This window comes from Hymenobacter swuensis DY53 (genome assembly GCF_000576555.1).
GTDB classification, from domain to species: domain Bacteria; phylum Bacteroidota; class Bacteroidia; order Cytophagales; family Hymenobacteraceae; genus Hymenobacter; species Hymenobacter swuensis.
In genome coordinates, this window is sequence record NZ_CP007145.1 from 2903425 (window position 1) to 2928110 (window position 24686).

Annotated in this window: 21 protein-coding genes; 16 read left to right on the top strand and 5 right to left on the bottom strand. The window is 57.1% G+C overall.

Going from position 1 to position 24686, the window contains the following annotated elements; all coding sequences use genetic code 11:
- Window positions 1-117: 117 nt before the first annotated feature.
- The 12 genes from HSW_RS13915 (at window position 118) to HSW_RS22900 (ending at window position 15252) form a co-directional block, all read left to right on the top strand.
- Window positions 118-1566 (top strand): leucyl aminopeptidase family protein, encoded by a 1449-nt coding sequence (locus tag HSW_RS13915; RefSeq protein WP_044002428.1) that lies wholly within the window; start codon window positions 118-120, stop codon window positions 1564-1566.
- Between the two features lie 218 nt (window positions 1567-1784).
- On the top strand, window positions 1785-2837 hold the full coding sequence (pdxA, locus tag HSW_RS13920) for a 4-hydroxythreonine-4-phosphate dehydrogenase PdxA (protein WP_044002429.1): 1053 nt from the start codon (window positions 1785-1787) through the stop codon (window positions 2835-2837).
- A gap of 244 nt (window positions 2838-3081) precedes the next feature.
- Window positions 3082-3450 carry a helix-turn-helix domain-containing protein gene (locus HSW_RS13925; RefSeq protein ID WP_044002430.1) on the top strand — a complete coding sequence of 123 codons (369 nt, stop codon included), beginning with the start codon at window positions 3082-3084 and terminating at the stop codon, window positions 3448-3450.
- 77 nt (window positions 3451-3527) lie between these two features.
- Window positions 3528-4061, top strand: coding sequence for a YceD family protein (locus HSW_RS13930; RefSeq protein ID WP_044002431.1), 534 nt, complete (start codon window positions 3528-3530; stop codon window positions 4059-4061).
- Between the two features lie 57 nt (window positions 4062-4118).
- A complete protein-coding gene (gene rpmF, locus HSW_RS13935; protein ID WP_044002432.1) occupies window positions 4119-4343 on the top strand; it encodes a 50S ribosomal protein L32 in 225 nt (74 codons plus the stop codon).
- Window positions 4344-4483: 140 nt separating this feature from the next.
- Window positions 4484-5425: a phosphate acyltransferase PlsX gene (plsX, locus tag HSW_RS13940; RefSeq protein ID WP_044002433.1), complete on the top strand. Its 942-nt coding sequence runs from the start codon at window positions 4484-4486 to the stop codon at window positions 5423-5425.
- A gap of 68 nt (window positions 5426-5493) precedes the next feature.
- The gene (locus tag HSW_RS13945) at window positions 5494-6507 is read left to right on the top strand and encodes a beta-ketoacyl-ACP synthase III (RefSeq protein ID WP_155832980.1); all 1014 of its coding nucleotides are present in this window, start codon (window positions 5494-5496) and stop codon (window positions 6505-6507) included.
- A gap of 187 nt (window positions 6508-6694) precedes the next feature.
- Window positions 6695-7258: an elongation factor P gene (gene efp / locus HSW_RS13950; RefSeq protein ID WP_044002435.1), complete on the top strand. Its 564-nt coding sequence runs from the start codon at window positions 6695-6697 to the stop codon at window positions 7256-7258.
- 28 nt (window positions 7259-7286) lie between these two features.
- On the top strand, window positions 7287-7775 hold the full coding sequence (accB, locus tag HSW_RS13955; RefSeq protein ID WP_044002436.1) for an acetyl-CoA carboxylase biotin carboxyl carrier protein: 489 nt from the start codon (window positions 7287-7289) through the stop codon (window positions 7773-7775).
- Between the two features lie 109 nt (window positions 7776-7884).
- Entirely contained in the window at window positions 7885-9231 is a 1347-nt protein-coding gene (gene accC, locus HSW_RS13960) for an acetyl-CoA carboxylase biotin carboxylase subunit (protein ID WP_044002437.1), read from the top strand.
- Window positions 9232-9549: 318 nt separating this feature from the next.
- A complete protein-coding gene (locus HSW_RS13965) occupies window positions 9550-11358 on the top strand; it encodes an alpha-amylase (RefSeq protein ID WP_197031878.1) in 1809 nt (602 codons plus the stop codon).
- A 1557-nt stretch (window positions 11359-12915) separates the two neighbouring features.
- Window positions 12916-15252 carry a M4 family metallopeptidase gene (locus HSW_RS22900; protein ID WP_155832981.1) on the top strand — a complete coding sequence of 779 codons (2337 nt, stop codon included), beginning with the start codon at window positions 12916-12918 and terminating at the stop codon, window positions 15250-15252.
- Window positions 15253-15450: 198 nt separating this feature from the next.
- On the opposite strand, the gene HSW_RS13975 is transcribed toward HSW_RS22900, so the two are convergent.
- The 3 genes from HSW_RS13975 to HSW_RS13985 form a co-directional block, all read right to left on the bottom strand.
- Window positions 15451-16026, bottom strand: a complete 576-nt coding sequence (locus tag HSW_RS13975) for a DUF3109 family protein (protein ID WP_044002438.1) — start codon at window positions 16024-16026, stop codon at window positions 15451-15453.
- A 120-nt stretch (window positions 16027-16146) separates the two neighbouring features.
- Window positions 16147-17298, bottom strand: coding sequence for a glycosyltransferase family 4 protein (locus HSW_RS22905; protein WP_052346443.1), 1152 nt, complete (start codon window positions 17296-17298; stop codon window positions 16147-16149).
- A 27-nt stretch (window positions 17299-17325) separates the two neighbouring features.
- Entirely contained in the window at window positions 17326-17649 is a 324-nt protein-coding gene (locus tag HSW_RS13985; protein ID WP_044002439.1) for a hypothetical protein, read from the bottom strand.
- A 127-nt stretch (window positions 17650-17776) separates the two neighbouring features.
- On the opposite strand from HSW_RS13985, the gene HSW_RS13990 reads away from it, so the two are divergent.
- The 4 genes from HSW_RS13990 (at window position 17777) to HSW_RS14005 (ending at window position 23445) form a co-directional block, all read left to right on the top strand.
- Window positions 17777-20038 (top strand): ATP-dependent helicase, encoded by a 2262-nt coding sequence (locus HSW_RS13990; RefSeq protein ID WP_044002440.1) that lies wholly within the window; start codon window positions 17777-17779, stop codon window positions 20036-20038.
- Between the two features lie 207 nt (window positions 20039-20245).
- The gene (locus HSW_RS13995; protein ID WP_044002441.1) at window positions 20246-20980 is read left to right on the top strand and encodes a DUF4290 domain-containing protein; all 735 of its coding nucleotides are present in this window, start codon (window positions 20246-20248) and stop codon (window positions 20978-20980) included.
- Window positions 20981-21102: 122 nt separating this feature from the next.
- Window positions 21103-22407 carry a UDP-N-acetylglucosamine 1-carboxyvinyltransferase gene (gene murA / locus HSW_RS14000; RefSeq protein ID WP_044002442.1) on the top strand — a complete coding sequence of 435 codons (1305 nt, stop codon included), beginning with the start codon at window positions 21103-21105 and terminating at the stop codon, window positions 22405-22407.
- A 162-nt stretch (window positions 22408-22569) separates the two neighbouring features.
- Window positions 22570-23445 carry a DUF4349 domain-containing protein gene (locus HSW_RS14005; RefSeq protein WP_044002443.1) on the top strand — a complete coding sequence of 292 codons (876 nt, stop codon included), beginning with the start codon at window positions 22570-22572 and terminating at the stop codon, window positions 23443-23445.
- Window positions 23446-23447: 2 nt separating this feature from the next.
- Here HSW_RS14005 and HSW_RS14010 read toward each other — a convergent pair whose 3' ends face one another.
- Window positions 23448-23990: a GAF domain-containing protein gene (locus HSW_RS14010; RefSeq protein ID WP_044002444.1), complete on the bottom strand. Its 543-nt coding sequence runs from the start codon at window positions 23988-23990 to the stop codon at window positions 23448-23450.
- A gap of 302 nt (window positions 23991-24292) precedes the next feature.
- Entirely contained in the window at window positions 24293-24628 is a 336-nt protein-coding gene (locus tag HSW_RS14015; protein WP_044002445.1) for a phage holin family protein, read from the bottom strand.
- Window positions 24629-24686: the final 58 nt, after the last annotated feature.

Sequence of the window (24686 nt, forward strand, 5' to 3'; positions counted from 1 at the left end):
CTCTCTCACTTCTATAAATCGGCTACCTTCACGGCCTAAAGATACGCCAGTGGCAGCCGTTTCTTCGTGCCCGGGGCCGAAGCGCGGCAGCTACTTTCCATTTACTTGCTTCGTCTCATGCCACTTTCCCTCGCCTACGCCGCCGATTTCCCCGCCATTGCCGATGCCGTGTTCATTCTGCCAGCCGGCACGCGGGAGTTGCCCGTAACCGCCGCCGCCGACCTGCCCGAGGCCGCCCGCCAGTACGTGGCCACCCGCCTCCAGGCCGATGACAAGCTCATCAGCATCAACCAGTATACTCACCACCACTACTTTGTGGTGGCTGACGAGAAGAAAACGGCGGCCCTCACGGCTGAGGCGTTGCGCAAGGCCGGCCACCAACTCCACGCCCGCCTCAAAGCCGATAAAATTGCGGAACTCTACCTCTGCGACCTGACTCACACCGGCGCGCTGTCCCTGGCCGAGGGTCTGGCTCTCACCGCCTACCAATTTGAGGGCTACAAAACCGACGAAAAATCGAAGAAGCCGTCCACGCTCCAGCAACTCACGCTGGTGGGCGCGGGACTTTCCCAGGAGCAGGTGCGGGAACTGGACGGCGTGCTGCAGGGTGTGTACCTAGCCCGCGACCTAGTGAACATGCCCTACTCCCACCTCAACGCTACCCAGCTGGCCCAGCGCTTCGAGCAGGCCGGCGAAGAGGCCGGCTTTCATGTAGAAGTGTTGGACCTGGTGCGCATTGAGGCCCTGCGGATGGGTGGCCTGCTGGCCGTGAACCAGGGCAGCCCCGAACCGCCCACCTTCACCATCATGGAGTACAAGCCCGAAAGCGCCACCAACACCAAGCCCATTGTGCTGGTGGGCAAGGGCGTGGTGTTCGATACTGGCGGCCTCAGCCTCAAGCCCACGCCCAACAGCATGGACCTGATGAAGTGCGACATGGCCGGTGCGGCCGTGGTGGTGGGTCTGCTCTCGGCCCTGGCCAAAAACAAAGTACCCCTGCACGTTATTGGGCTGGTGCCGGCCACCGACAACCGCCCCGGCGGCCCCGCCCTGGCTCCCGGCGACGTGATTACCATGTACAGCGGCCTCACCGTAGAGGTGATGAATACCGACGCCGAAGGACGCCTCATTCTGGCCGATGCCCTGGCCTTTGCCAGGAAGTATGAGCCCCAGCTGGTACTTGACTACGCTACGCTTACCGGCTCAGCCGTGCGCGCCATCGGCACGGAGGGCACCGTGTACATGGGTACCGCCGACGAGGAAACTATGCTGGCCCTCAAAAAAGCCGGTAATGCTACTCACGAGCGGCTGGTGGAATTCCCCCTCTGGGATGAGTACGCCGACCATATCAAGAGCCCCATTGCCGATATCAGCAACTTGGGCAAGGCCGAAGCCGGGGCCATTTCAGCCGGCAAGTTCCTAGAGCGCTTCACCGAGGGCTACCCCTGGGTCCACTTCGACATTGCTGGCCCCGCCTTCCTCACCGCTCCCGATTCCTACCGCGGCAAAGGCGGTACCGGCACCGCCATCCGCTCCACGTATGCGTTTCTGAAGGGTCTGGTCTAAATTCCAGGAACGTCATTCTGAGCTCTGCGAGGAATTTCGCGTGCTGACGTTGGTTAAGTAATTAGCCAGCTGATTTTATTGAGGCGGCTCCAACGCTTTGTTGGATTACCACTACAACGTCAGCACGCGAGATTCCTCGCAGAGCTCAGAATGACGTTCTATTTAGAACTTCCCGCCTCAGCCGCTTATCAACTCATCAATCATCAGCACACCACGTAATGCTCCCACGCATCGGTATTTCCGTCGGCGACCTGGCCGGCATCGGCCCGGAAATCATCTATAAAACCTTCCTCGACCAGCGCCTGCTCAAGTTCTGCACGCCGGTGGTCTACGGCACGGCCGCCGTCCTGTTCGATGACTTCCCGCAAGACGCCAGCCACGAGCCCCTCACCTTCCGGCAGGTGCGCGAGGCGGCCGATATTGCCCCCGGCAAGCACAACGCCGTCACGTGCTGGGATGAGGACTACCACCTCACGCCCGGCCAGCCCAGCCCGGCCAGCGGCACTGCTGCCCGCCTAAGCCTGCAGGCCGCCGCCCGCGACCTGAAAGCCGGCCTGCTCGATGCCCTCGTGACGGCCCCCATCAGCAAGGAAAACACCCAGGCCGACGACTTTCGCTTCCCCGGCCACACCGAGTTTCTAACCAGTTTCTTTGAGGCCAAAGAGAGCCTGATGCTGCTGGCTGCCGACGGCCTGCGCGTGGCCACCGTCACGGGTCACATTCCACTCAAGGACGTACCGGGTCGGGTAACCAAGGAGCTGCTCACGGCCAAACTGCGCATCCTGCTGCACTCACTGAAGCACGATTTCGGGATTGAAAAGCCACGCGTGGCCGTACTCGGCCTCAACCCCCACGCCGGCGAAAACGGCCTGCTTGGCACGGAGGAAGCCGACGTAGTGACGCCTGTCCTGCGCCATTTCCAGGAGGAAGGCCACTTGGCCTACGGCCCTTTTCCGGCCGATGGCTACTTTGGCACCCGCCAGTTCAAGCAGTTCGACGCCACCCTGTCGTTGTACCACGACCAGGGCCTGATTCCATTCAAAACCCTGGCCTTCGAGCGGGGCGTAAACTTCACGGCAGGCCTGCCGGTCATCCGCACTTCTCCCGACCACGGCACAGCTTACGGCCTGGCCGGCAAGTTCCAGGCCGACGAAACGTCCTTCCGTGAGGCGCTCTATATGGCCTGTGAGCTGGTGCGCTACCGCAAGTCGGAGGCCGAAATTAAGCCTCTGATTCCTGGCCCCGCCCCCCGCAGTGCCCGCAACGATTAGCGCCGTTTAATCATCTTGGCGTTTGTCATTCCGACGCAGAAGAAATCTGAGACGAATCGTTTCAACCGAAAACCTCAGATTCCTTCTGCGCCGGAGCGGTAATTCCGGCGCTACATCATGCGCACCAAACAGAAATTTACTTTCCAAAAACGAAATTTACTTTGCGGTTTTAAAATTACGCTGTAAGTTTGCAGCCGTAATCAGCGGAGCCGGTTCGGCTCCGTTTTGCTTTTTATCCGGTTTCATGCAGCTGTCTACTCCCACCGACTACCGTACCGCCTTGCGCCGCCTCGATGCGCTGGTAGTGGCGGGCGTGGAAGGCAACGTGGCTCTGGAAACGGAGTTTCGGGAACTGATTACGGCCCTTGACATCTACGAAAGCAAGCTGGGCCTGCTGCCGATTCCCAACCTGCCGACCTCCCTGGCCGAAATGATTGAGTTGAAGCGCCAGCAGATGCGGCTGAAACAAAAGGAGCTGGCCGAATTGCTGGAAGTACCGGCCGGGCGTCTCTCCCAGATTCTGAGCGGCAAGCGACGCGTTACCCTCGACTTGGCCAAGCGGCTGTACGAGCGGCTGGGCATTCCCTCGGATTTTATCCTGAAGAACGCCTAGCGCACCGCATAACACCGCTGTTGCTTTTACAAAACGGGCAAAACTTGTTACTTTTGCCCCCTTGCTAAAAAATCACCGTGAAGAAGGATTCGCAATACGACATAAACATTGCCCGGTTGGCTGATAAAACGCACCATTTTGCGTTTGACCTGGACCGCTCCTTCTTTGAGTTGTTCGACCAGGAGCTGATTCCGGATGGCAGCGTGCATGCTGACATTACCCTGACCAAAACCGAGCGGCTCATTACCGTGGATTTTGACCTCCGAGGTACCGTGCGCCAGGTTTGCGACCGGAGCCTGGACGACTACGACCAGAAAATTGACGCGCAGGAGCAGTTGCTGGTGCGCTTTGGCGAGGAGACCCAGGAACTGGACGACAACGTGTTGCAAATCACGCCCGATACCCAGACGCTCCCGCTGGCCCAGCACCTGTTCGACTACATCGGGCTGGCCCTGCCCATGAAGAAGCTGCACCCGCGCTTCCAGAATGAGCCCGACGAAAATCCTGATGCCGACGCCACGCTCATCTTCACCACCCGCAAGGAAGGCGAGGACGACTCGGATGACGACGACACTGACCCGCGCTGGAATGCGCTCAAAAACCTGAATTAGCCTGTATTCGGCCTGATTCTCTCTCTTAAACTTTTACTTTTTTAACTTTTCCCGACCATGGCACATCCTAAGCGCCGGACCTCCTCTGCTACCCGCAACAAGCGTCGTAGCCACTACAAACTGACCCCGAAGGCAGTAACCGTATGCGCCACTACCGGTGAGCTGCACCTACGTCACAAAGCTTACGTGGTTGACGGCGACCTGTACTTGAACGGTAAAGTTGCCATCAAAGATTATGCTCCTGTAGCTGCTCCGGCCCCTACTGACAACGACGAAGAATAGTCGTACGTTAGTTGCTTATTGCCTCGCGGCTCCGCAACCCCTATCACCGCCCGACGGTTGGCTTCCGACTCTGGAACCTGCCCCGGGCGGTGAGCTGCGGCCCCGAGGTTTCTCTCCCGGACCTCTTTGATTCCCCGTTCATGAAGATAGCCCTGGACGCAATGGGGGGCGATTTTGCTCCTCAGGCCGCCGTCGATGGGGCCGTACTGGCCGCCCAAGTGCTGGCCGGTAAGGCCCAGATAGTGCTCATCGGCCAGGAAGCTGCCGTGCGCCCCCTGCTGGATCAGCACGGTGCCGCCGCTGCCGACCTTACCCTGGTTTCCGCTTCCCAGATCATTGAGATGGGCGAGCATCCGGCCAAAGCCTATCAGCAGAAGCAGGATTCCAGCATTGCCATCGGCTACAAGCTGTTGGCCACGGGCGAAGTGGAGGCTTTCTGCTCGGCCGGCAACACCGGTGCGATGCTGGTGGGTGCGATGTTCAGCGTGAAGGCCGTGCCCGGTGTGATGCGCCCTGCCATTGCCAATTTTGTACCCAAGCTGCACGGCGGTATGGGTATCATGCTGGACGTGGGAGCCAATGCAGAATGCAAGCCCGAAATGCTGGAGCAATTCGGCGAGTTGGGCTCGTTGTACGCGCAGTACGTGTTGGGCATCGAGAAACCCAAGGTGGGCCTCATGAACTTGGGCGAGGAAGAAGGCAAAGGCACGGCCATCACCCAAGCCGCGCATCAGTTGCTGAAAGTGAATCCCCATATTCACTTCATCGGCAATATTGAGGGCCGCGACCTGTTCAACGACAAAGCCGACGTAATTGTGTGCGATGGATTTACGGGCAATGTGGTCCTGAAAATGGCCGAATCGGTGTATGATGTCATTGCCGAAAAGAACATTCACGACCCGTTCCTCGACAAGTTCAACTACGAAGCCGTGGGTGGTTCACCCATTCTCGGCATCAATGACAACGCCATCATCGGCCACGGGGTAAGCACTCCCCAAGCCATCTGTAACATGCTGCTGCAAGGCTATCAAATGGCCCACTCCGGTATTGCCGATCAGATAAAAAACACCTTCAAGTCCTAAGAGCGACTGTAAGTCCGGCCGCTAAGCCGGACTTTTCCTTTGCCGCATCTGCTGTTCCCAATTCGCTGATGAAGATTACCGCTGCCATTACCGGAGTCGGTTCCTACGTACCCGATTACGTGCTGACCAACCAAGAGCTTGAAACCTTGGTAGATACCACCGATGAGTGGATTTTAAGCCGTACGGGAATTAAGGAGCGGCACATTCTGAAGGGCGAAAATCAGGGAACTTCGGTGATGGGAATTAAGGCGGTAAAGCAGTTGCTGGCCAAAACCGGCAACAAAGCCGAAGACATCGACCTGCTGATCTGCGCCACTACCACTCCCGACCTGGTTTTTCCGGCGACAGCCAACATTATTTCGGCGGCCGTAGGCGCTACTAAGGCTTTCAGCTTCGATATGCAGGCGGCCTGCTCGGGCTTTATGTACGCGCTGGCCACCGGCTCGCAGTTTATTGCCACCGGTACCTACAAGAAAGTAGTGGTAGTGGGGGCCGATAAAATGTCGAGCATTATTGACTACACCGACCGCGCTACCTGCATCATCTTCGGAGACGGGGCCGGGGCCGTGCTGCTGGAACCGAACACCGAGGGCTTGGGCCTGCTCGACCAAGAGCTCCACTCCGATGGCAATGGCGAGCAATACCTGCACCAGAAAGCCGGCGGTTCACGCCGTCCCCCGTCGGCCGATACCGTAGCTCACCGCGAGCATTATGTGTACCAGGAAGGTGCGGCCGTGTTCAAGTTTGCCGTGAAAAACATGGCCGACGTGGCCGCCCAAGTATCGGAGCGCAACGGCCTTTCGGCCGATACTATTGACTGGCTGGTACCGCATCAGGCCAACAAACGCATCATTGATGCTACGGCCCACCGTGTGGGCATCGGCCCGGAGAAGGTAATGCTCAACATTCACAAGTACGGCAACACCACCAACGGCACCATCCCGCTCTGCCTCTCCGACTACGAGCAGCAACTGCGCAAAGGTGATAACCTGATCATTGCCGCCTTTGGCGGCGGCTTCACTTGGGGTGCGCTGTACCTGAAATGGGCCTACGACCCCAAACCCGACCCGCGCACGGCGTAACCTTACACGGCGCGAATACGGAAAACCTCCTATACTTGCACTCCCGACGTGCCGCCCCGCCAGTTTTCCGGGACGGCACGTTGCGTTTCCACCCTAGTAACTCATCTTCTGCTTGTTGAAGCTTCAACTTTTACTCCCGGTTTCCTGGCGTTAAGTACCCGCTTCACTTCTTACCAATTCCCCTTCCATGGCCACTACTGCTGATTTCCGCAACGGGCTCGTGCTCAACTACAACGGCGACCTGCACGTCATCACCGAATTTCAACACGTAAAACCCGGCAAGGGCCCGGCTTTCGTGCGCACCAAGCTCCGCAACATCAAAACCGGCCGTGTTATCGATAACACATTCAACGCCGGGGTGAAAGTGGAAACGGCCCGCGTTGAGCAACGCCCCCACCAGTACCTGTACAAGGATGATTATGGCTACACGTTCATGGACAACGAAACCTTCGAGCAGGTAGTGTTGCCCGAAGCCATGGTACCCTTCGCCGACATTATGAAGGAAGGTCAGGTGGCCACCATCCTGTTCCACGCCGAAACCGAGCAGCCCCTCACGGCCGAGCTGCCCACCACGGTAGAACTGGTAGTAACTTACACCGAGCCCGGCCTGAAAGGCGACACCGCCACTAACACCCTCAAGCCGGCCATCGTGGAAACGGGAGCCCGCATTCAGGTGCCGTTGTTCATTGATACCGACACCAAAATCCGCATCAAGACCAGCGACTATTCTTATGTCGAAAGAGTCAAATAAGCAGCCCACCAAGTCCTCTCCCACCGCCATGAAAGCCAAAGAACTCCAGGACCTCATCGACTTTATTGCTAAGTCGGGTCTGAACAAAGTCAACATCGAAACCGACGAATTTAAAATCTCGGTGCAGCGTGAGCCTTCCACGAAAGTGGTAAGCGGCAACGTTACGTCGGTGCAGCAGGCTCCGGCCGCCGCCCCGTCTGCTCCAGTTGCCGCTCCTGCTCCCACGGCAGCCCCCGCCGCTCCGGCTCCGGCTGCCGAGGCTGCACCGGCCGGCAACTATACGCCGCTGAAGTCGCCGATGATTGGCACGTTCTACCGCAGCAACAGCCCCGAGTCGCCGGCTTTTGTGCAGGTGGGTGATCTGGTGGAGAAAGGTCAGGTGATCTGCATCATCGAAGCCATGAAGCTGTTCAACGAAATCGAGGCCGAGCAATCAGGCCGCGTGGTGAAAGCCCTGGTGGAAAACGCCTCCCCCGTGGAGTACGACCAGCCGCTGTTCCTGATTGAGCCAATGTAATTTTAGAGCTTAGAATTGAGAGCTTAGAACTTAGAATCCGTGAGTCGGCCCAACGCCGCCGCGAGTCTGAGTTCTAAGCTCTCCTTTCTCACATCTAACCCTGAGAACTGTGTTCAAGAAAATACTGATTGCCAACCGGGGCGAGATTGCGCTACGCGTGATTCGGACCTGCAAGGAAATGGGCATCAAGACGGTGGCCGTGTACTCGACGGCCGACAAGGAAAGCCTGCATGTACGCTTCGCCGATGAGGCCGTGTGTATCGGGCCGCCCGCTTCGTCGCAGAGCTACCTAAGCATCCCGACGCTGATTGCCGCCGCAGAAATCACCAACGCCGACGCCATCCATCCGGGCTACGGGTTCCTGAGCGAAAACGCCGAATTCTCGCGCGTGTGCCAGGAAAACGGCATCAAGTTCATCGGGGCTTCGCCCGATATGATCAACCGCATGGGTGATAAGGCCTCGGCCAAAGCCACCATGATTGCCGCCGGCGTGCCCTGCATCCCGGGCTCCGTGGGCCTGCTCGATTCGGTGGAGCAGGGCAAGAAGATTGCCGCCAAAATCAAGTATCCCGTTATTCTGAAGGCTACGGCCGGCGGCGGCGGGCGCGGCATGCGCATCATCAACTCCGAAGACGAGTTTGAGAAAGCTTGGACTGATGCCCGCACCGAATCGAAAGCCGCCTTCGGCAACGATGGCATGTACCTGGAGAAATTTGTGGTGGAACCCCGCCATATCGAAATTCAGGTATGCGGCGACCAGTTCGGCCATGTGTGCCACCTCTCGGAGCGCGACTGCAGCATTCAGCGCCGTCACCAGAAATTGGTGGAGGAAGCACCTTCGCCATTTATGACCGATGATCTGCGCGAGCGGATGGGCGCGGCAGCTATTGCCGGTGCCTCGGCCATCGGCTACGAAGGCGTGGGCACCATTGAATTCCTGGTGGACAAGGACCGCAACTTCTACTTCATGGAGATGAACACCCGTATTCAGGTGGAGCACCCCGTGACGGAAGAGGTTATCAACTATGACTTGATCAAGGAACAGATCAAAGTAGCGGCCGGCATTCCGATTACCGGCAACAATTACTCGCCCAAGATGCACGCCATGGAGTGCCGCATCAACGCCGAGGACCCTTCGAAGGATTTCCGACCCTCGCCGGGCAAAATCACGGTACTGCACATTCCGGGTGGCCACGGTGTGCGCGTGGATACGCACGTGTACGCGGGCTATCAGATTCCGTCGAACTACGATTCGATGATTGCCAAGCTCATCACCGTGGCCCAAACCCGGGAAGAGTGCATCGTGAAAATGAAGCGCGCCCTGAGCGAGTTTGTGGTGGAAGGCGTGAAAACGACCATTCCGTTTCACCTCAAACTGATGGACAACGAGCAGTTCAAGGCCGGCGACTTCACGACAAAGTTTCTGGAAACGAGCTTCGATTTCTCGGAGTTGTAAGCTTTACCAACTGCCAAAGAAGAGGCCTGTTCCGCAAGGAGCAGGCCTTTTTTGGGTTCTAAGGCCAAAATTTTGCACAGGCTACACGCATCAATGCAGCACCTAAACTGGCAAACACCCCATTATTACAACCGAAACAATTTTCAATTGCACTGCATTGATCAATACAACACCATCATTGGCTTAAAAAAGAGGCTATTTTAGGTTAGTGATTACTCACTAAATTATCCTGATACCGGTATTTTGAATATAGAGATTCTTACTGGTGCCCTGTATACTTGCAGTGTTCTAATCCCACTAACCAAAACACCCACTTTTATGAAAGCAAAACTGACCGTAGCCCTATCGGGGCTGCTGGCAGCTGGTTCCCTGTTGTCTTCGTGCAGCAAAGAGGAATTGCAGCCTACAGCCACGGCCGTCCCCCAGGCCACTACCTCCGGCCAGAATGCCGTGGTGACCAATGGCGTGATGATGCAGGCCTTCTACTGGGATGTGCCGATCAGCAACGCGCAGGGAACTTGGTGGCAGGTGCTGGGCTCCAAAGCCGCCGAGTTGAAGGCCGCCGGCATTACGGCCCTGTGGCTGCCCCCGGCCTACAAAGGTGGGAGCCAGAGCGACGTCGGCTACGGCGTGTATGACCGCTACGACCTGGGCGAATTCAACCAGAAAGGCACCGTAGCCACGCGCTACGGCACCATCGGGCAGCTGCAAACTGCCATTGGGGCTATGAAAGGCCAAGGCCTGCAGGTGTACGAGGACATGGTGATGAACCACATGGCCTGGGCCGACGCGCAGGAAAACGTGAACGGCAACCTGGTGTACACCAAGTTCAACTTCCCCGGCCGCGGCAACACGTATAGCAGCTACAAGTGGGGCTTCAACAACTTCACCGGCACGCAGCAGGCCCCCAACAACGGCTGGTACCAGTGGAAAAGCTGGGACTTCCAACCCTACGCCAACAACGACGCCTACGACAACCTGCTGGGCTCGGAAATCCAATACAACAACAACGCTGCTAACCAGACCGAAACCATCAACTGGGGTAACTGGATTACCACCAAGATGAGCCTCGACGGCTACCGCCTCGATGCCACCAAGCACATTTACACGCCCTACGTGAACCAGTGGCTGGACGCGGTGAAAACCAACGGCCGCTTTGCCGTGAGTGAGGCCTGGTTCCGCAACCTGCAGGACCTGAAGAACTACGCCGCCGCCACCGGAGGCCGCACCAGCCTCTTCGACGTGCCGCTGCACTACACCTTCCAGGACATGAGCAACGGCAACGGCGCCTGGGACATGCGCGGGCTGCAGTTTGCCGGCTTCACCGAATCGAATCCGACGCTGTCGGTGAGCTTCGTGGATAACCATGACACCGACCATCCCGGCGCGCTGTACTCGCCCGTTACCAACCTCAAGATGCTGGCCTACGCCTACATCCTGACCCGCGCCAACGGCTACCCCTGCGTATTCTACAAGGACTACTACAACTACGGCCTCGGCAACCAGATCAAAACCCTGAACGGCATCCGCCAGGCCAACGCCTACGGTGCCGCCGCCGAGTACACTAGCGTAAACGACGCCGACGTATACGCCTACTCCCGCGCCGGCGACGCCACCCACAAAGGGTTGCTGATGCTGCTGAACGACGGCAGCTCGGCCCGCACCAAGACCATCACCACGCCCTTCAAGAGCGCCACCCTCACCGATAAAACCGGCAACACCAGCGGCACGGTAACCACCGACGCCAACGGTACCGGCGTATTCCCAGTGAACAGCCGCAGCTACGCGGTATGGGTGCCCGGCGGCACCACTACCACACCTCCTCCCACCACCGGTACCACGGCCGTATCGTTCAACGTCACGTACAGCGGCACCGTATCGGGCCAGGATGTGTACGTGCTGGGCAGCACCGCCCAACTGGGCGCCTGGAATACGGCCAACGCCATCAAGCTCAGCGGCGCCACGTATCCGGTGTGGAAAGGCACAATCAACCTGACCAGCGGTACCAGCGTGCAGTACAAGTACATCCGCAAGGATGCGGCCGGCAACGTGCTCTACGAAGGCGGCGCCAACCGCACCTTCACGCCCACCGGCACTAGCCAGACCCGCACCGAAACCTGGCAGTAGGCAGCTTGTTTACCCTTTCATGTAAGTATCATACAAAAAAGAGCCGACCAATTGGTCGGCTCTTTTTTGTATGATACTATCCTCTTGATCCTGTGAGCTTTTCCCATCAGCTGTTACACCAGCCGCTCTACTTTAGTATTCAGCGAAAGATATCGACAGGAAAGCTAGCTACTGCCCAAACAACATACATTACAGAATAGGAGAGTTGAGAAGCGCTTACCTGAACACGGTAGTCGGAGCAGCCCGGAGAATGTACTTCTAATGGAATGGGAATATCTCCTGCCAAGAAGGGGTTATGCTAACTCCCATATCAAGTTTTTATCAGAGGTTGAACTACTTATAGCGGTTTCATGAACGATAAAGAGACGCATAATCGCGTCTTCCCGTTGAACGACACGCGTTAGGACGGCGCGGACGACAAGATGCGAATACGCGTCTTGTCATCCCGTACACTGTTTGCGAATTCGCTATAACATACACCCCGTTTCTACTTACGGTTCCGGGACGCAGTCCATGGTAAACACGCTCAGGATTCGGTTGCACCTACAGCTGTTAGGAATTATCTGCACGCGTATTTGACAGTCATCTCCATGACTATGCTTACCTGAATGCACAAGTAGCAATAATCAGTGCGCTGTAACACTATCTGCGCATACCTCCGGCATCTTCCGAATAGGAACCAAACTGAGCGTACTACCCCTCATTTAACGCTAAAACCCAGTTATCTGTTGATGAAAAAGCAGCACTTCTAGCCTGTTGCGCTATTGCTACGAACAGTATACGCTGCTCACGTTCCATAATGCTATCCTAATTCCATAGTCTATGTCCCAATACTACGCCATTCGACCAGTGTAATCGACGGCACATGCTATCTGGCCACTTTCTATAATTCACTACATAGTAAATCTTTACAAATACTACATATAAGCTAAAGGGTCTATTACAAGGTAAATTGAAGGTATCTATCCTTGTATCAGAGCCGATAATCTGACCTATTCAATGTCACAAAAACTAGTAAATAGACCTGGAAGTAAAGCCAGCTTACAGGTAGGTTTGCTTATTCTTTACTCGTGGTGCTCAACCGGCAAAGTGATACGTAAAGCGGCTGGTTTGCCTTCGAAGATGTAGCTACCAATACGCATTAACAGTCCGTCACCTCAGCAACCCATCAATATTTCAGCAAGCTGTTGTACGACTGACTTATTTATATCGCACTGGGACCAGTTGGTCAAACACATTCAGTTATTCGCAAAGGATAATTCATGAAATAGTGAATAAAATTATAATTCCTGCATTTATATTCTTCTACTCATTTATGCTAAATTGTTTCTTTTCTTATGAACTATAAAATATCCTTCTGTCATATTAATATGACAGGAATCTAGCACACCTTGCTTTTTACAACCCAAATTGATTTCGCAGTTCTCATCATCCGCTTAATATGCGCATGAGGCATTAATTCAGAATCAGCATGCAACATTCTCTTTCACCCAGTTGCATGCTGATAAATATCACAAACTGTTTCTGTTCTGTTTTTTTAACCTAATTACTTTCTACATGCGCTTTTCTACACAACTACAGAGTAGTTACCGAGCTCCACTACAGAAATGGGGTATCCGGCTAACCACCGGAGCACTCTTTCTGACTACAAGTTCGGCATTTGCTCAATTTCAAGTAAACAACCAGGAGCGAGCATTCTATGCTAAAAGTAAACTAGGCACCATAGCACGGGAAATTCGTGCTGACGGCTGGATACAATTTAAGGACTCCTTCAAAGAAGATCCGCAGCGCGTAGCAACTACCTATAAGGAGGCACTAGGCTTAGGCAATAATGATGAGTTGCGCCTGGTGGAGTCCCTCAAAGATGAAGTGGAAGTAACGCGTTACCGTTACACGCAATTTCACGGCAAAATCCCTGTAGAAGGATCTGATTTCAGCATTTATGCTACAAATGGCAAGGCTGTTTCGGCCAACGGCCGGCTAGTGCCCACTCTGGAGGGAGCCTCGATAAACCCGAGTATTTCTGAGGAGGAAGCGTTTCGACTGGCCCTGGCAGCAGTTCCAGCACAACAATATGACTGGCAGGTAAAAGTACATTTGCGGCCAGGTGAAGTTGCTGCTACCGCTACGAAAAGGCCAAAAGGCAAGCTGTTGTATGCCCTAACTACCGCCGATGGCAACTCTGCCGAAGCACGCCACCAACTGGCCTATCGGTTTGATGTTATGCGCATTCAGCCCCAAGGGTACGATGCCGTTTATATTGATGCCCAGACGGGAAAGGTACTCCGTATTACTTCTCTGCTTCACAAAGGCAGCTGCCAGAATAACATGGTGGATACTTGGTATAACGGCAACCTGTACGTAGGCACTTGGTGGGATAGTGGCCGTAACCGTTATCAACTAAAGGACTTCTGCCGGGGTGGCTATATCTACACAAAATACAGCGACAACTACGGCTATCAGCCTACAGAATTTGCCGACGGCTATTTTATTGAGGCTAGTGGCTACGAATGGGCCCCGCTAAATACGAATTGGAACTGGGATTTTAAAGCAAAATCCGCAGCTTCCGCTCATTGGTCTGTACAGGCCGCTCACTGGTTTTTTCAGAACCGGTTCGGGCGTAATGGCATGCCTAATTACAACCGCGATACGCGGGTAGCAGTTAATAATTTACAGGACAATGCCTATTACTACGACTACAATGGGGCAGACTACATTGTAATTGGCCGTTTTGCCAGCCTGGATAACCGGAGCATGGCAGAAACTGATATTGTCGCACACGAGTTTACCCATGGGGTTGTACGCAGCTCCGCTGGATTAGCTCCAGGCGGCGAGTCAAACGCGCTGAATGAGTCCTTCGCAGATATTTTCGGTGAGATGGTAGAGCGGAGCAACTCCCCCACACCCGATTGGGCCATGGGAGGCCGCGTAGGTATAACCCGTTCTTTTGCCCGGGAAGCCGGTCCTTCTTACGGAACTGAACCCGCGCAGGTGTACCAAGGCCTTGGCTGGGACTGGAATGGTGAGCCACATCGGAATGGAGGTGTGCAGAACCGCTGGTTTTACCTGCTCTCTGTTGGAGGAGCCGGCAGCTTCAGTGTTCCGGTTGCCGGCATTGGCCAGGACAAAGCGGCTCGTATTGCTTATCGTAACCTCACCCGCTATCTGGGGCCAAACTCCACTTATTCGGATGCTCGTAACGGCTCCATCCAATCTGCAATTGACTTGTTCGGCGCTTGCTCTGATGAAGTAACTTCAACAACCAACGCTTGGGCCGCCGTAGGAGTAGGCGCACCTGCACCTCAATCGTGTGCTACGGAAATTACTGGAACGCCTCAGTTCTGCGTAGAAAACGGACAGGTCGTGAATGCTACGTATAGCGTACAGGCTTCGTCCGGCGCTACCAAAGACTGGTATAATAGCAACAGCGCCTTCGATTTTTCTGGTCTTGGCCGTGCTGACTACGTAACACTGAATCAGATACCAGGCTACGAGGATTTCACTACCCTGAGTGTGTATATCCAGTATCCAAACAATCCGGGAGCTAATACCTGGCGTTATTTTGACATATCCAGTCAAGTTTGCCGGGTACAATGCAAGGTTTGTCCGGAAGAATACCGCCCATCAGCTGGCGTTTTGTCTGGTAACCGGGATATTACTGTGTACCCCAACCCCGCAGATGCTACTGCTACAGTAGAGTTGCGCACGTTGGCTGAAACTACTACCACCGTACGCCTTAGTGACATGCTTGGCCGGTCTGTGCATGTACAAACGGTACCAGCAGGTGCCCGTATCGTAACCCTGGACGTGGCGAAGTTGCCTGTTGGCTCTTACGTCTTATCAGTAACAACTGCATCGGGCACAACTACCAGCCGCTTGCATATTCGGCGCTAAGGTGCGGACAGTTCGCTGGCACGAAATACAAAGTTTTTTACTGGAGTAATTCATAAAAAGGCCCTGACCAATAGTTGGTCAGGGCCTTTTTATATTCTCTGTTAAAGCTGCACTCTCGCTTGACAATACCTCCTAGTGGGTAATGAACCAGAAACAAAATATCTTACTATTTCATATTGCAGAACAGCATGAATCTGTTTACTCGGCTTCTCTGCCCTGCTCGATTTCCGTGACCAGCTCGCCGTACCACTCCTCGCCATATTTGCGGATGAGAGGTTCTTTCAGGAACTGATAGATGCGCACGCCCAGGCTGGCCCCGAAGGAGCAGGCGGGCGAGCAGATGGTCCACCGGTCGTAGTTCAGGGCCTCAAAGCCGTCATACTTGGTGACGCGGATGGGGTACAGGTGGCAGCTGATGGGCTTCTTGAACGAGGTGGCCCCGGCCAGGTAGGCCTGCTCGATGCCGCACTTCAGGATACCCCGCTCGTCGTAGAGGGCGTAGGCGCACTCCCGGTCGTTGATAGTGGTGGTGCTGTAGTCGCCTTCCCAGTCCTTGATGTAGAGGCCCTGCTGCTCGATGGCCTCACGGCCAGCTTCAGTGAGGAAGGGCTTGATGGCCTCGTACTCGTTCTGCAGAATCTGCAGTTCCTCGTTTTCCAGCGGGGCGCCCAGGTCGCCTTCCACGCAGCAGGCGCCTTTGCAGGCTTCGAGGTTACAAACGAAGAAATTGTCCCGAATGTCGTCGGAAATGATGGTGTGCTGAATCTGAATCATGGAGTTGTCGCGCAGTGGTTCGCAGAGGACAACGCAGTGGTTCGCGGCGGCCGTTCACTGCGAACCACTGCGCTTTTCACTGCGAAACCCTGCGTGAAATCTGGCTGCAAAGATACCGAATTACCCCACGGCCCGCAGCACTTGTTCCGTCAGTTCGCACTGCCGGGTGTGGGCGTACGTGGCTAACGCCTCAGCCTGCCCGGCTGCTCCCAGCCGCTCGGCCAAGCCGGGCTCCATCAGCAGCCGCTCAATGCAAGCCGCAAATGAATCGAGGTTGCGCAGCTCAAACAACAGGCCGGTGCGGTTGTCGGCCAGCAGCTCCCGGGTGCCGCCCGCTGCCACGCCCAACACCGGCCGGCCCGCCGCCAAGGCCTCGATGGTCACCATGCCGTAAGTTTCGTTGACGGAAGCCGTCACTGAGATGTCCAGGGCGCGGTAGGCCACTTCGGGCTGGGGCGTGAAGCCGCGCAGGTGCACCGCTTCTGCAAGGCCCAGCACCTCAATACGCTGGAGCAGCGCGTCGTAGTAGGCAGTGCCTTCGTTGCGGGTGGGTTCGCCCACCAGCAGCAGGTGCAGCTGCGGGAACCGGGGCCGCAGCCGGGCCAGCGCCTCCACCACAAAATCCTGACCCTTGCCATCATCAAACCGCCCGATGAGGCCCAGCAGCACAGCCCCGGCGGGCAGCGCCAGCTGCAGCCGGCGGCGGGCCGCGGCGGTGGTCAGCTGGGCATCCGTGAACTTGTCCAGCTCCACGCCCAGCGGCACCACGTGCAGTTTTTCGGGAGCCAGCCGGGTTTTCTCCAGCACCTGCCGGGCCAGACCGGGCAAGGGCGAAAGCCAGGCGGCCAGAGCGTTGTAGCGCAGCGTGTGCACCAGCCCGCGCTTGGCCAGCCCCAGCTGCATGTGCTGCTGGTACACCAGCGGCATACCGGGGCTGAACAGCCGTTTAGCCAGCACGGCCACGCCCAGGTCGGCGTTGCGGGTGATGATGACGGCCCGGGTGCCGAACTGCGCCCACACCCCGGCCAGCCGGCGGGCGGCGGGTACGTCCAGGGCTTTCCAGCGGTTCCCGAACGGCACTACGGACAGGCCCAGTTCGGCGGCGCGGGCGGCCAGCGGGGAGCCGGCGCGGGCGACGACCTGCATCGGCCAGCCCCGCTGCTGCATCCAGCCGGCAAACCGGGCCGTATTTAGCTCCAGCCCGCCCCAGCTATCCGAAAGGCACAGAATAGACAGCGGAAACACGGCGGCGGGCGGATTGGCAGGGTTCATGGCGCGAAGATACGACCCGACCCTATCCTACCCTTTCTGCATTGCTTCCAAGGCGACAAACCCAATAAAAACGCTGATGCAGATCAAGTGGGCGAACAGGCTGCCCGTAGCCTGCTGCTGGTATCGGTTGCTAAAAAGCAGGATGCCCAGGGTAAGAAAGGTCATCAGCAGCCCCAGAACCACTACCCCCGCGCCCACCAGCAGCGGAACGCCGGGGTTGCACATATCCGCAAGGGGCATGCGCTGGGCCAGCACGTAGCTCGTGCCCAGCCCCAGCGCGTAATACGCGGCGGTAGCAACGAATCCGTGCGTGATGGGGTTGTTCCAGGATAGTTTGTCGGCCGAGGTCATGCTGGGAGTATGGATAAGTAACGGAGTCAACTTAACTCTCCCTGCTCACATTTCCTTCCCCCACCCCAAAGCCTTACCTTTGCTAATAAGCCAACCGGCTTAGTTTTCCGATTCTGACTGATTACGCATGGGACTCGATTATCACTCGTTACTGAACCCCTCGCAGGCCGCGGCGGTGCTGCACACCGAAGGCCCCTGCATGATTATAGCCGGCGCGGGCTCGGGCAAAACCCGGGTGCTCACCTACCGCATTGCCCACCTGCTGGAGAAGCAGGTGAACCCGTTCAACATCCTGGCCCTCACCTTCACCAATAAGGCCGCCAAGGAGATGCGCGCCCGCATTGAGAAGGTGGTCGGCCCCGAGGCTAAAAACCTGTGGATGGGTACTTTTCACAGCATTTTCGCCCGGATTCTGCGCTCTGAAGCCGACAAAATCGGCTACCCCCGCTCCTTCACCATCTACGATACCCAGGACTCCAAAACCCTTATCGGGCAGATTCTGAAGGAGCTGGAAATCGACGATAAGCTCTACAAGCCCAACATGGTGCTGGGCCGGATTTCCTCGGCCAAGAACAAGCTGATTTCGGTGCAGCAGTACCTCAACGACCCCGTAATCCGGCAGGACGATGAGGCCTCGCTGCGGCCCAAGCTGGGCGTGATTTACCAGCAGTACGCCAACCGCTGCTTCAAGGCCGGGGCCATGGACTTCGACGATTTGCTCTACCAGACCAATGTGCTGTTCAAAGACCACCCCGACGTGTTGAACAAGTACCAGAATATGTTCCGGTACGTGATGGTGGACGAGTACCAGGACACCAACTACTCCCAGTACCTTATTGCCCGCAAGCTGGCCGCCAAGGAGCGCAACATCTGCGTGGTGGGCGACGACGCGCAAAGCATCTACGCCTTCCGGGGCGCCGATATTCAGAACATTCTCAACTTCGAGAAGGACTACCCCGAGCTGCAGGTGTTCAAGCTGGAGCAGAACTACCGCTCCACCAAGAACATCGTGTGGGCGGCCAACTCGGTTATCAAGAACAACCAGGCCCAGCTGCGCAAAGACGTGTTTTCCGACAACGAGGAAGGCCCGCTGATTGAGGTACTAAAGGCCGCCTCCGACAACGAGGAAGGCAAGCTGGTGGCCCAGAGCATCTACGAGGACAAGATGAACCAGCACTTGTCGTACGACGACTTTGCCATCCTGTACCGCACCAACGCCCAGAGCCGGGCCATGGAGGAATCGTTGCGCAAGCTCAACATCAAGTACAAGATTGTGGGCGGCCTGAGCTTCTACCAGCGCAAGGAAATCAAGGACCTGGTGGCCTACCTGCGCCTCACCGTTAACCCGAATGATGAGCAGGCCCTGCGCCGCGTGATTAACTACCCCAAGCGCGGCATTGGCGACACTACCCTGGCCAAGCTAATTTCTTCGGCCGAGGAAACCAACCATACCATCTGGGAAGTGGTCAGCAACGCCGATAAGTTTCTGCCCACCCGCACGGCCAATCCCATCGTCGACTTCGCCGAGAAAATCAAGGCCTACACCGCCGTGGCGGCCAAGGATGATGCGTTTGAGGCAGCCAAGTTCATTGCCAAGAACTCGGGCATGATTGAGGAACTCTACGCCGACAAGAGCATTGAGGGCCTGAGCCGCTACGAGAACATTCAGGAACTTCTGAACGGCGTGAAGGCCTTCGTGGAAGACCCCGAGCGGGAGGAAAAAAGCCTCGGCGCCTTCCTGCAGGACATTGCTCTGGTCACGGATGCCGACACCAAGGACGCCCAGGCCGAGGGCGAGCAGGTGACCATGATGACGATTCACTCGGCCAAGGGCCTAGAGTTCCGCAACGTGTACATCGTGGGCATGGAGGAAAACCTGTTCCCGAGCCAGATGATGATTACCTCCCGGGCCGACTTGGAGGAGGAGCGCCGGCTGTTTTACGTGGCCATCACCCGGGCCGAGAAGAAGCTGACCCTGAGCTATGCCACTTCCCGCTACCAGTGGGGCAATCTGCGCAGCTGCGAGAAAAGCCGCTTCCTCGACGAAATCGACCCGAAGTTTGTGGACTTCAAGTACTCGGCCGGCCCCGGACCCGACCGCGCCGGACCGGGCGAGTCGCCGTTTGGACATGTGTTTGAACGCCGCTCGAACCTGATTCCGCCGCCGCCGCGCAAAACCGTGGCCACCAAGTACGTAGCCCCCGCCGACTTCAAGCCCTCCGATACCAGCAAGCTGCAGGTGGGCCAGCGCGTGGAGCATCCCAAGTTCGGGTTCGGCACCGTGAGCAAGCTCGAAGATCAGGCTGGCTCTATCAAGGCCATTATCCAGTTTGAGGAAGTGGGCGAGAAAACCTTGCTGCTAAGCTTCGCCAAGCTGCGGCTACACTAGGGTAATAGGCTGTTCCGGAGGTGCTTGCGCATATGACGACCCCAAACCGACCCTGAATCTGCCCAGCTTCTCCTCATTTCCGTTACTTTAGAAGAGCGTAGCCGTTGGCTGCTACTGCTGCCAACCTTGTCCGGCGGGCTTCTGTGCAAAACAGAATGCCAACGGGGCAAGGTTTGGCGTATATTTGACCCTTCGAATACCATTTCAATGACCTTACCTTCCCTCCATAAACACGAGCTGCTGCAGCGCGAATACGGCCAAAGCACGTTTCAGTTAGTGCAACAGCTGGCCGCCATTGAGGACCGCGACGAGCGGACCCGCCGCGCCCAGCAGATTGTGCAGCTTATTTTCCGCCTCCAGCCCAGCCTGCGCGACCAGCCCGACTCACAGCAGAAAGTCTGGAATCACGTCTACGAAATGGCCGACGGCGAGCTGGACGTGGACGCTCCCTTCGCCCTGATTTCGCCCGCCAGTCGGACCGCGCCGCAACGCGTGGTATACCCCAGCAAAGGCCCCAAGCTGCGCGCCTACGGCCGTTCCGTGGAGCTGCTCATTGAGCAGGCGCTGCGCTTGGAAGATGCCACTGAGCGCGAGCAGGCAACCATCGTTATTGGGCGCACCATGAAGTTCCTGTATCGTTCCCACAACAAGGAAAACGCCAAGGACATCACTATTCTCAAGCACCTGAAGGAGCTTTCCGGCGGCCAGCTCACCCTCGATCCGGCCCAGGTAGATGCCCAGAACCTGTTTGAGTTTGCAACCCAGCCCGCTACTGGTGGCGGTCGGCCTGCGCCGTTTATCGTGCCTCAGCCCCGCCAGGAGCGCACTGACCGTTCGGACCGCTCCGAGCGGCGCGGCGGCAACAACAATAACCGCCGCGACAAGCAGCGGCGCGGCGGCGGTAAAAAAGGCCGTCAGGAACCACAGCAACCCCCACAGTAAGTTTTTTTTATCAGACCTGAGATGTGGGATATAAGACGTGAGACAATGTTTTAGCGCCCCATGAGGCCGTCTGAACGTTGTCTCACTTCTTATGTCTTGCCTTCTCCCCTCTCTCTCCAAGCATGGCCTCTTTTGAAGTTATTGGCGGTAAGCCGCTGAAAGGTGAAATCGTGCCGCAGGGTGCTAAAAACGAAGCCCTGCAGATTTTGTGTGCCGTGCTACTCACCGAAGAGCCGGTTACCATTTCTAACATTCCCGACATCCGCGACGTCAACAAGCTCATTGAGCTGCTGCGCGATATGGGCGTGAAGGTGGGCAAGCTCGCCTCCGACACCTACCGCTTCCAGGCCGACGCCGTCAACCTCGACTACCTCGACACACCTGAGTTTGTGGCCCAGGCCGGGGCGCTGCGCGGTTCCGTGATGATTCTGGGCCCCATGCTGACCCGCTTCGGCCGGTGCCAACTGCCCAAGCCCGGCGGCGACAAAATCGGCCGCCGCCCGATGGATACCCACTTTCTGGGGCTAGAGAAGCTCGGCGGCAAGCTCACATTGGAAGGCCTCGATTTCTACCGCATCAAGGCCGAAAACGGTTTGACCGGCGCCTACATGATGCTGGACGAGGCCTCGGTAACAGGCACGGCCAACATCCTGATGGCTGCCGCCTTGGCCAAAGGCACCACCACCATCTACAACGCCGCCTGCGAGCCGTATCTGCAGCAACTGTGTAAGATGCTGGTGCGTATGGGCGCAAAAATCAACGGCATCGGCTCCAACCTGCTCACCATTGAGGGTGTGGAGCGCCTCGGCGGCACCGAGCACCGCATGCTGCCCGATATGATTGAAATCGGCTCCTTCATTGGGCTGGCGGCTATGACGGGTTCGGAAATCACCATCAAGGACTGCCAGATTCCGGAGCTGGGTATCATCCCCGACACGTTCCGCAAGCTGGGCATCCAGCTGGAGTTTCGCGGCGACGACATCCACATTCCGGCCCAAGACCATTACGAAATTGCTACCTACCTCGACGGCTCCATCCTGACCGTTTCGGACCACACTTGGCCTGGCTTCACGCCCGACCTGCTCAGCATTGTGCTGGTGGTAGCCACCCAGGCCAAAGGCACGGTGCTCATTCACCAGAAAATGTTCGAGTCGCGCCTGTTCTTCGTGGATAAGCTCATCGACATGGGTGCACAGGTGATTCTTTGCGACCCGCACCGCGCCACCGTTATCGGCCTCGACCAACAGAAGCGTCTGCATGGCATCACCATGACCTCACCCGATATCCGGGCCGGCGTGGCTCTGCTCATTGCCGCCCTTTCCGCCGAAGGCCGCAGCGTGATTGAAAACGTGGAGCAGATTGACCGGGGCTACCAGTACATCGATAAGCGCCTAACCGCCCTCGGCGCGCAGATTCGCCGGTTGTAAGCAGCTCCTGCCCTCCCTCTAAACAGACCGACCCGGTTGCCCAATTCGGCGGCCGGGTCGTTGTTTTTATAGCCGGAGTGCTATACTGCCGGAACCAGGATTAGCGTTACGCTGGGGAGCAGTTGGCCGGGGCGTATCGGGTTATCCTTATTGCGCGCGTATATGCGAATTACTCACTTTTTTCCGCTGCTTGCCCTCACCGGTCTGCTGGCCTGCAGTCAATCTGAACCCGCCGGCCAGGACAGGGTAGAATCCGCCGCAGAAGAACTGACCGTCTCCAACTACGAGGCTGCTCCGCCCCCACCGCCGGAGGCCCCGGGCCCCGACGATGCCTCAGCAGCAACAAATAACTCAGAGTCGGTCCAGCCGGCGGCCAGCCGCAAGCTGGTGTACCATGCCAAGGTGCGGATGAAGGTAGTCGACGTGCCCGGCACCAACGCGCGCATGGACAGCCTCACGCGGGCCACGGGGGCGTACGTGGAGGAAGTTTCCGAAACCCGAGCCGATGATGAATGGCGGCACTACATGAAAATCAGAGTGGTCCCCGGCCGGTTTCAGGGGCTGCTACGGGGCCTGGGCCGCCTGGGTACAGTGGAAAGTCAGGAGATGACCACCGAGGATGTAACAGCTCAGCATGCCGACGTATCGGCGCGGCTGCGCTCCAAGCGCGCCCTGGAGCAGCGTTACCTGGCACTATTGGGCAGGGCCAGTAAGGTATCCGACCTCCTTGAAATCGAGGAGGGCATGGGCAAAATCCGGGAAGATATTGAGGCTACCGAAAGCCGCCTGCGTACCCTTAACCATGAGGTAGGCTTCTCCACCATCACGCTTACGTACTACCAGCCCCTTACCCGTCCCACCCCCGACCAGCCGGTGCTGTCATTTGGGAGTCGGCTGGTGGAGTCGTTTTACAGCGGTTGGCAGTGGTTCATCGACCTATTGCTGGGCCTGATAGCGGCTTGGCCGCTGGGGCTACTACTGGTCACCGCCGCCGTGCTGCTACGCCGGTGGCGCCGCCGTCGGGCCCGGACGCGGTAGCACTAAACAGCCCCGGCCTGGGTGGACACCGTGTGCATGTACTGCTGAACAACGGGCAGCAGCAGCGGCAGCACGCTTTCTACGGCGGCGTGCTCGGCAGGCATCCAGACCCGGGGCACACCGAACAGGCAAGGCTGCAGAATCCCCCAAAGCTGGCCGTTTTCGGTGATGTGCGCGTGAATCAGGGCGCGGTGGCCGAAGGTTTCGTGCTCAAAGGCGCGGTTGAGCACCGTGGGCGGGGCAGTTTCTACGTCCTCCACGTACACCGAGGGCCGCGCCGCCAGTGCCGCCCGAAACAGCGGATCCTGCCGGGGCAGGTCGGTGGTATCATCCTGCCAGTCGTGGCGCGGGTCGGGGATGGCGGCGGTGTGGCGCCAGCAGAAGGCAATACGGCCCCGCCCGGCAGCCGGGTCGCGCACGTACAAAAAGCACCGGTCGGCGCGCAGATACTCACCCACCAGCTGCAGCACAGCGTTGAAAGCTGCGGCCGGTGCAACATCTTTGTGCAGGGCTGTTTGCACGGCAGGCAACAGGGAATCAGGCATGAACAAAGGCTAAAAGCGGAAACGGAAACCACTGCTTGTACGCACTACAAGTGGCACAGTTGGCCGGCCCTGGGTGACGTTTCGGGACGGCGGCAGCTGGCATCCTGGTGCACGCATAGCGGTTAGTCGGCCTGTGCACAAACAGTAGAGCGAATCTTTTACTGCGCTTCTAGAAAGCATGCACTCCGGCATCCATGCGTAAAGCAAAAACTTCGCGCGACTAATAACCCCGCTATATATAGCAAACGCCCCCTGCATCACGTGATGCAGGGGGCGTTTACTTGACTCTTGATAGCCGGAGCTTAGTCGACAATCATATCAACTACCGAAGTCACCAACGACAAGACAATACTGAATATCAGGGCTGAGAAGAAGCCGTCAATTTCAAAGCCCGACAGCAGGTAGCTGGCCAGCATTACAATCAAGGCGTTAATTACGAACAAAAACAGGCCCAGCGTGAGAACGGTAATCGGGAAGCCCACGATTTTGAGAATCGGCTTCACTACCGCATTCAGAATAGCCAGCACGATGACCAGAATAATGGCGTCGCCGAAGCCGCCAATCTGGGAGCCGGGCAGGAATTTGGCCAGCACGTACGTAATGATGGCCGACAGCAGAAACTTCAGGAGAAAGCCCATGCGAAAAGTGAGGGGGTTAGGTGAGAAAAGTACAGAATTCGGGGAGTTGAATACTGTA

Bases quoted from the DNA above. Each gene is read 5' to 3' on its own strand.
- HSW_RS13945 (WP_155832980.1), top strand. From the start codon at position 5,494: ATGAAGATTACCGCTGCCATTACCGGAGTCGGTTCCTACGTACCCGAT.
- accB (WP_044002436.1), top strand. From the start codon at position 7,287: ATGAAAGCCAAAGAACTCCAGGACCTCATCGACTTTATTGCTAAGTCG.
- plsX (WP_044002433.1), top strand. From the start codon at position 4,484: ATGAAGATAGCCCTGGACGCAATGGGGGGCGATTTTGCTCCTCAGGCC.
- efp (WP_044002435.1), top strand. From the start codon at position 6,695: ATGGCCACTACTGCTGATTTCCGCAACGGGCTCGTGCTCAACTACAAC.
- pdxA (WP_044002429.1), top strand. From the start codon at position 1,785: ATGCTCCCACGCATCGGTATTTCCGTCGGCGACCTGGCCGGCATCGGC.
- HSW_RS13925 (WP_044002430.1), top strand. From the start codon at position 3,082: ATGCAGCTGTCTACTCCCACCGACTACCGTACCGCCTTGCGCCGCCTC.
- HSW_RS13915 (WP_044002428.1), top strand. From the start codon at position 118: ATGCCACTTTCCCTCGCCTACGCCGCCGATTTCCCCGCCATTGCCGAT.
- HSW_RS22905 (WP_052346443.1), bottom strand. From the start codon at position 17,298: ATGAACCCTGCCAATCCGCCCGCCGCCGTGTTTCCGCTGTCTATTCTG.
- HSW_RS13985 (WP_044002439.1), bottom strand. From the start codon at position 17,649: ATGACCTCGGCCGACAAACTATCCTGGAACAACCCCATCACGCACGGA.
- HSW_RS14005 (WP_044002443.1), top strand. From the start codon at position 22,570: ATGCGAATTACTCACTTTTTTCCGCTGCTTGCCCTCACCGGTCTGCTG.
- murA (WP_044002442.1), top strand. From the start codon at position 21,103: ATGGCCTCTTTTGAAGTTATTGGCGGTAAGCCGCTGAAAGGTGAAATC.
- HSW_RS22900 (WP_155832981.1), top strand. From the start codon at position 12,916: ATGCGCTTTTCTACACAACTACAGAGTAGTTACCGAGCTCCACTACAG.
- HSW_RS13975 (WP_044002438.1), bottom strand. From the start codon at position 16,026: ATGATTCAGATTCAGCACACCATCATTTCCGACGACATTCGGGACAAT.
- HSW_RS13995 (WP_044002441.1), top strand. From the start codon at position 20,246: ATGACCTTACCTTCCCTCCATAAACACGAGCTGCTGCAGCGCGAATAC.
- rpmF (WP_044002432.1), top strand. From the start codon at position 4,119: ATGGCACATCCTAAGCGCCGGACCTCCTCTGCTACCCGCAACAAGCGT.
- HSW_RS14010 (WP_044002444.1), bottom strand. From the start codon at position 23,990: ATGCCTGATTCCCTGTTGCCTGCCGTGCAAACAGCCCTGCACAAAGAT.
- HSW_RS13990 (WP_044002440.1), top strand. From the start codon at position 17,777: ATGGGACTCGATTATCACTCGTTACTGAACCCCTCGCAGGCCGCGGCG.
- HSW_RS14015 (WP_044002445.1), bottom strand. From the start codon at position 24,628: ATGGGCTTTCTCCTGAAGTTTCTGCTGTCGGCCATCATTACGTACGTG.
- HSW_RS13965 (WP_197031878.1), top strand. From the start codon at position 9,550: ATGAAAGCAAAACTGACCGTAGCCCTATCGGGGCTGCTGGCAGCTGGT.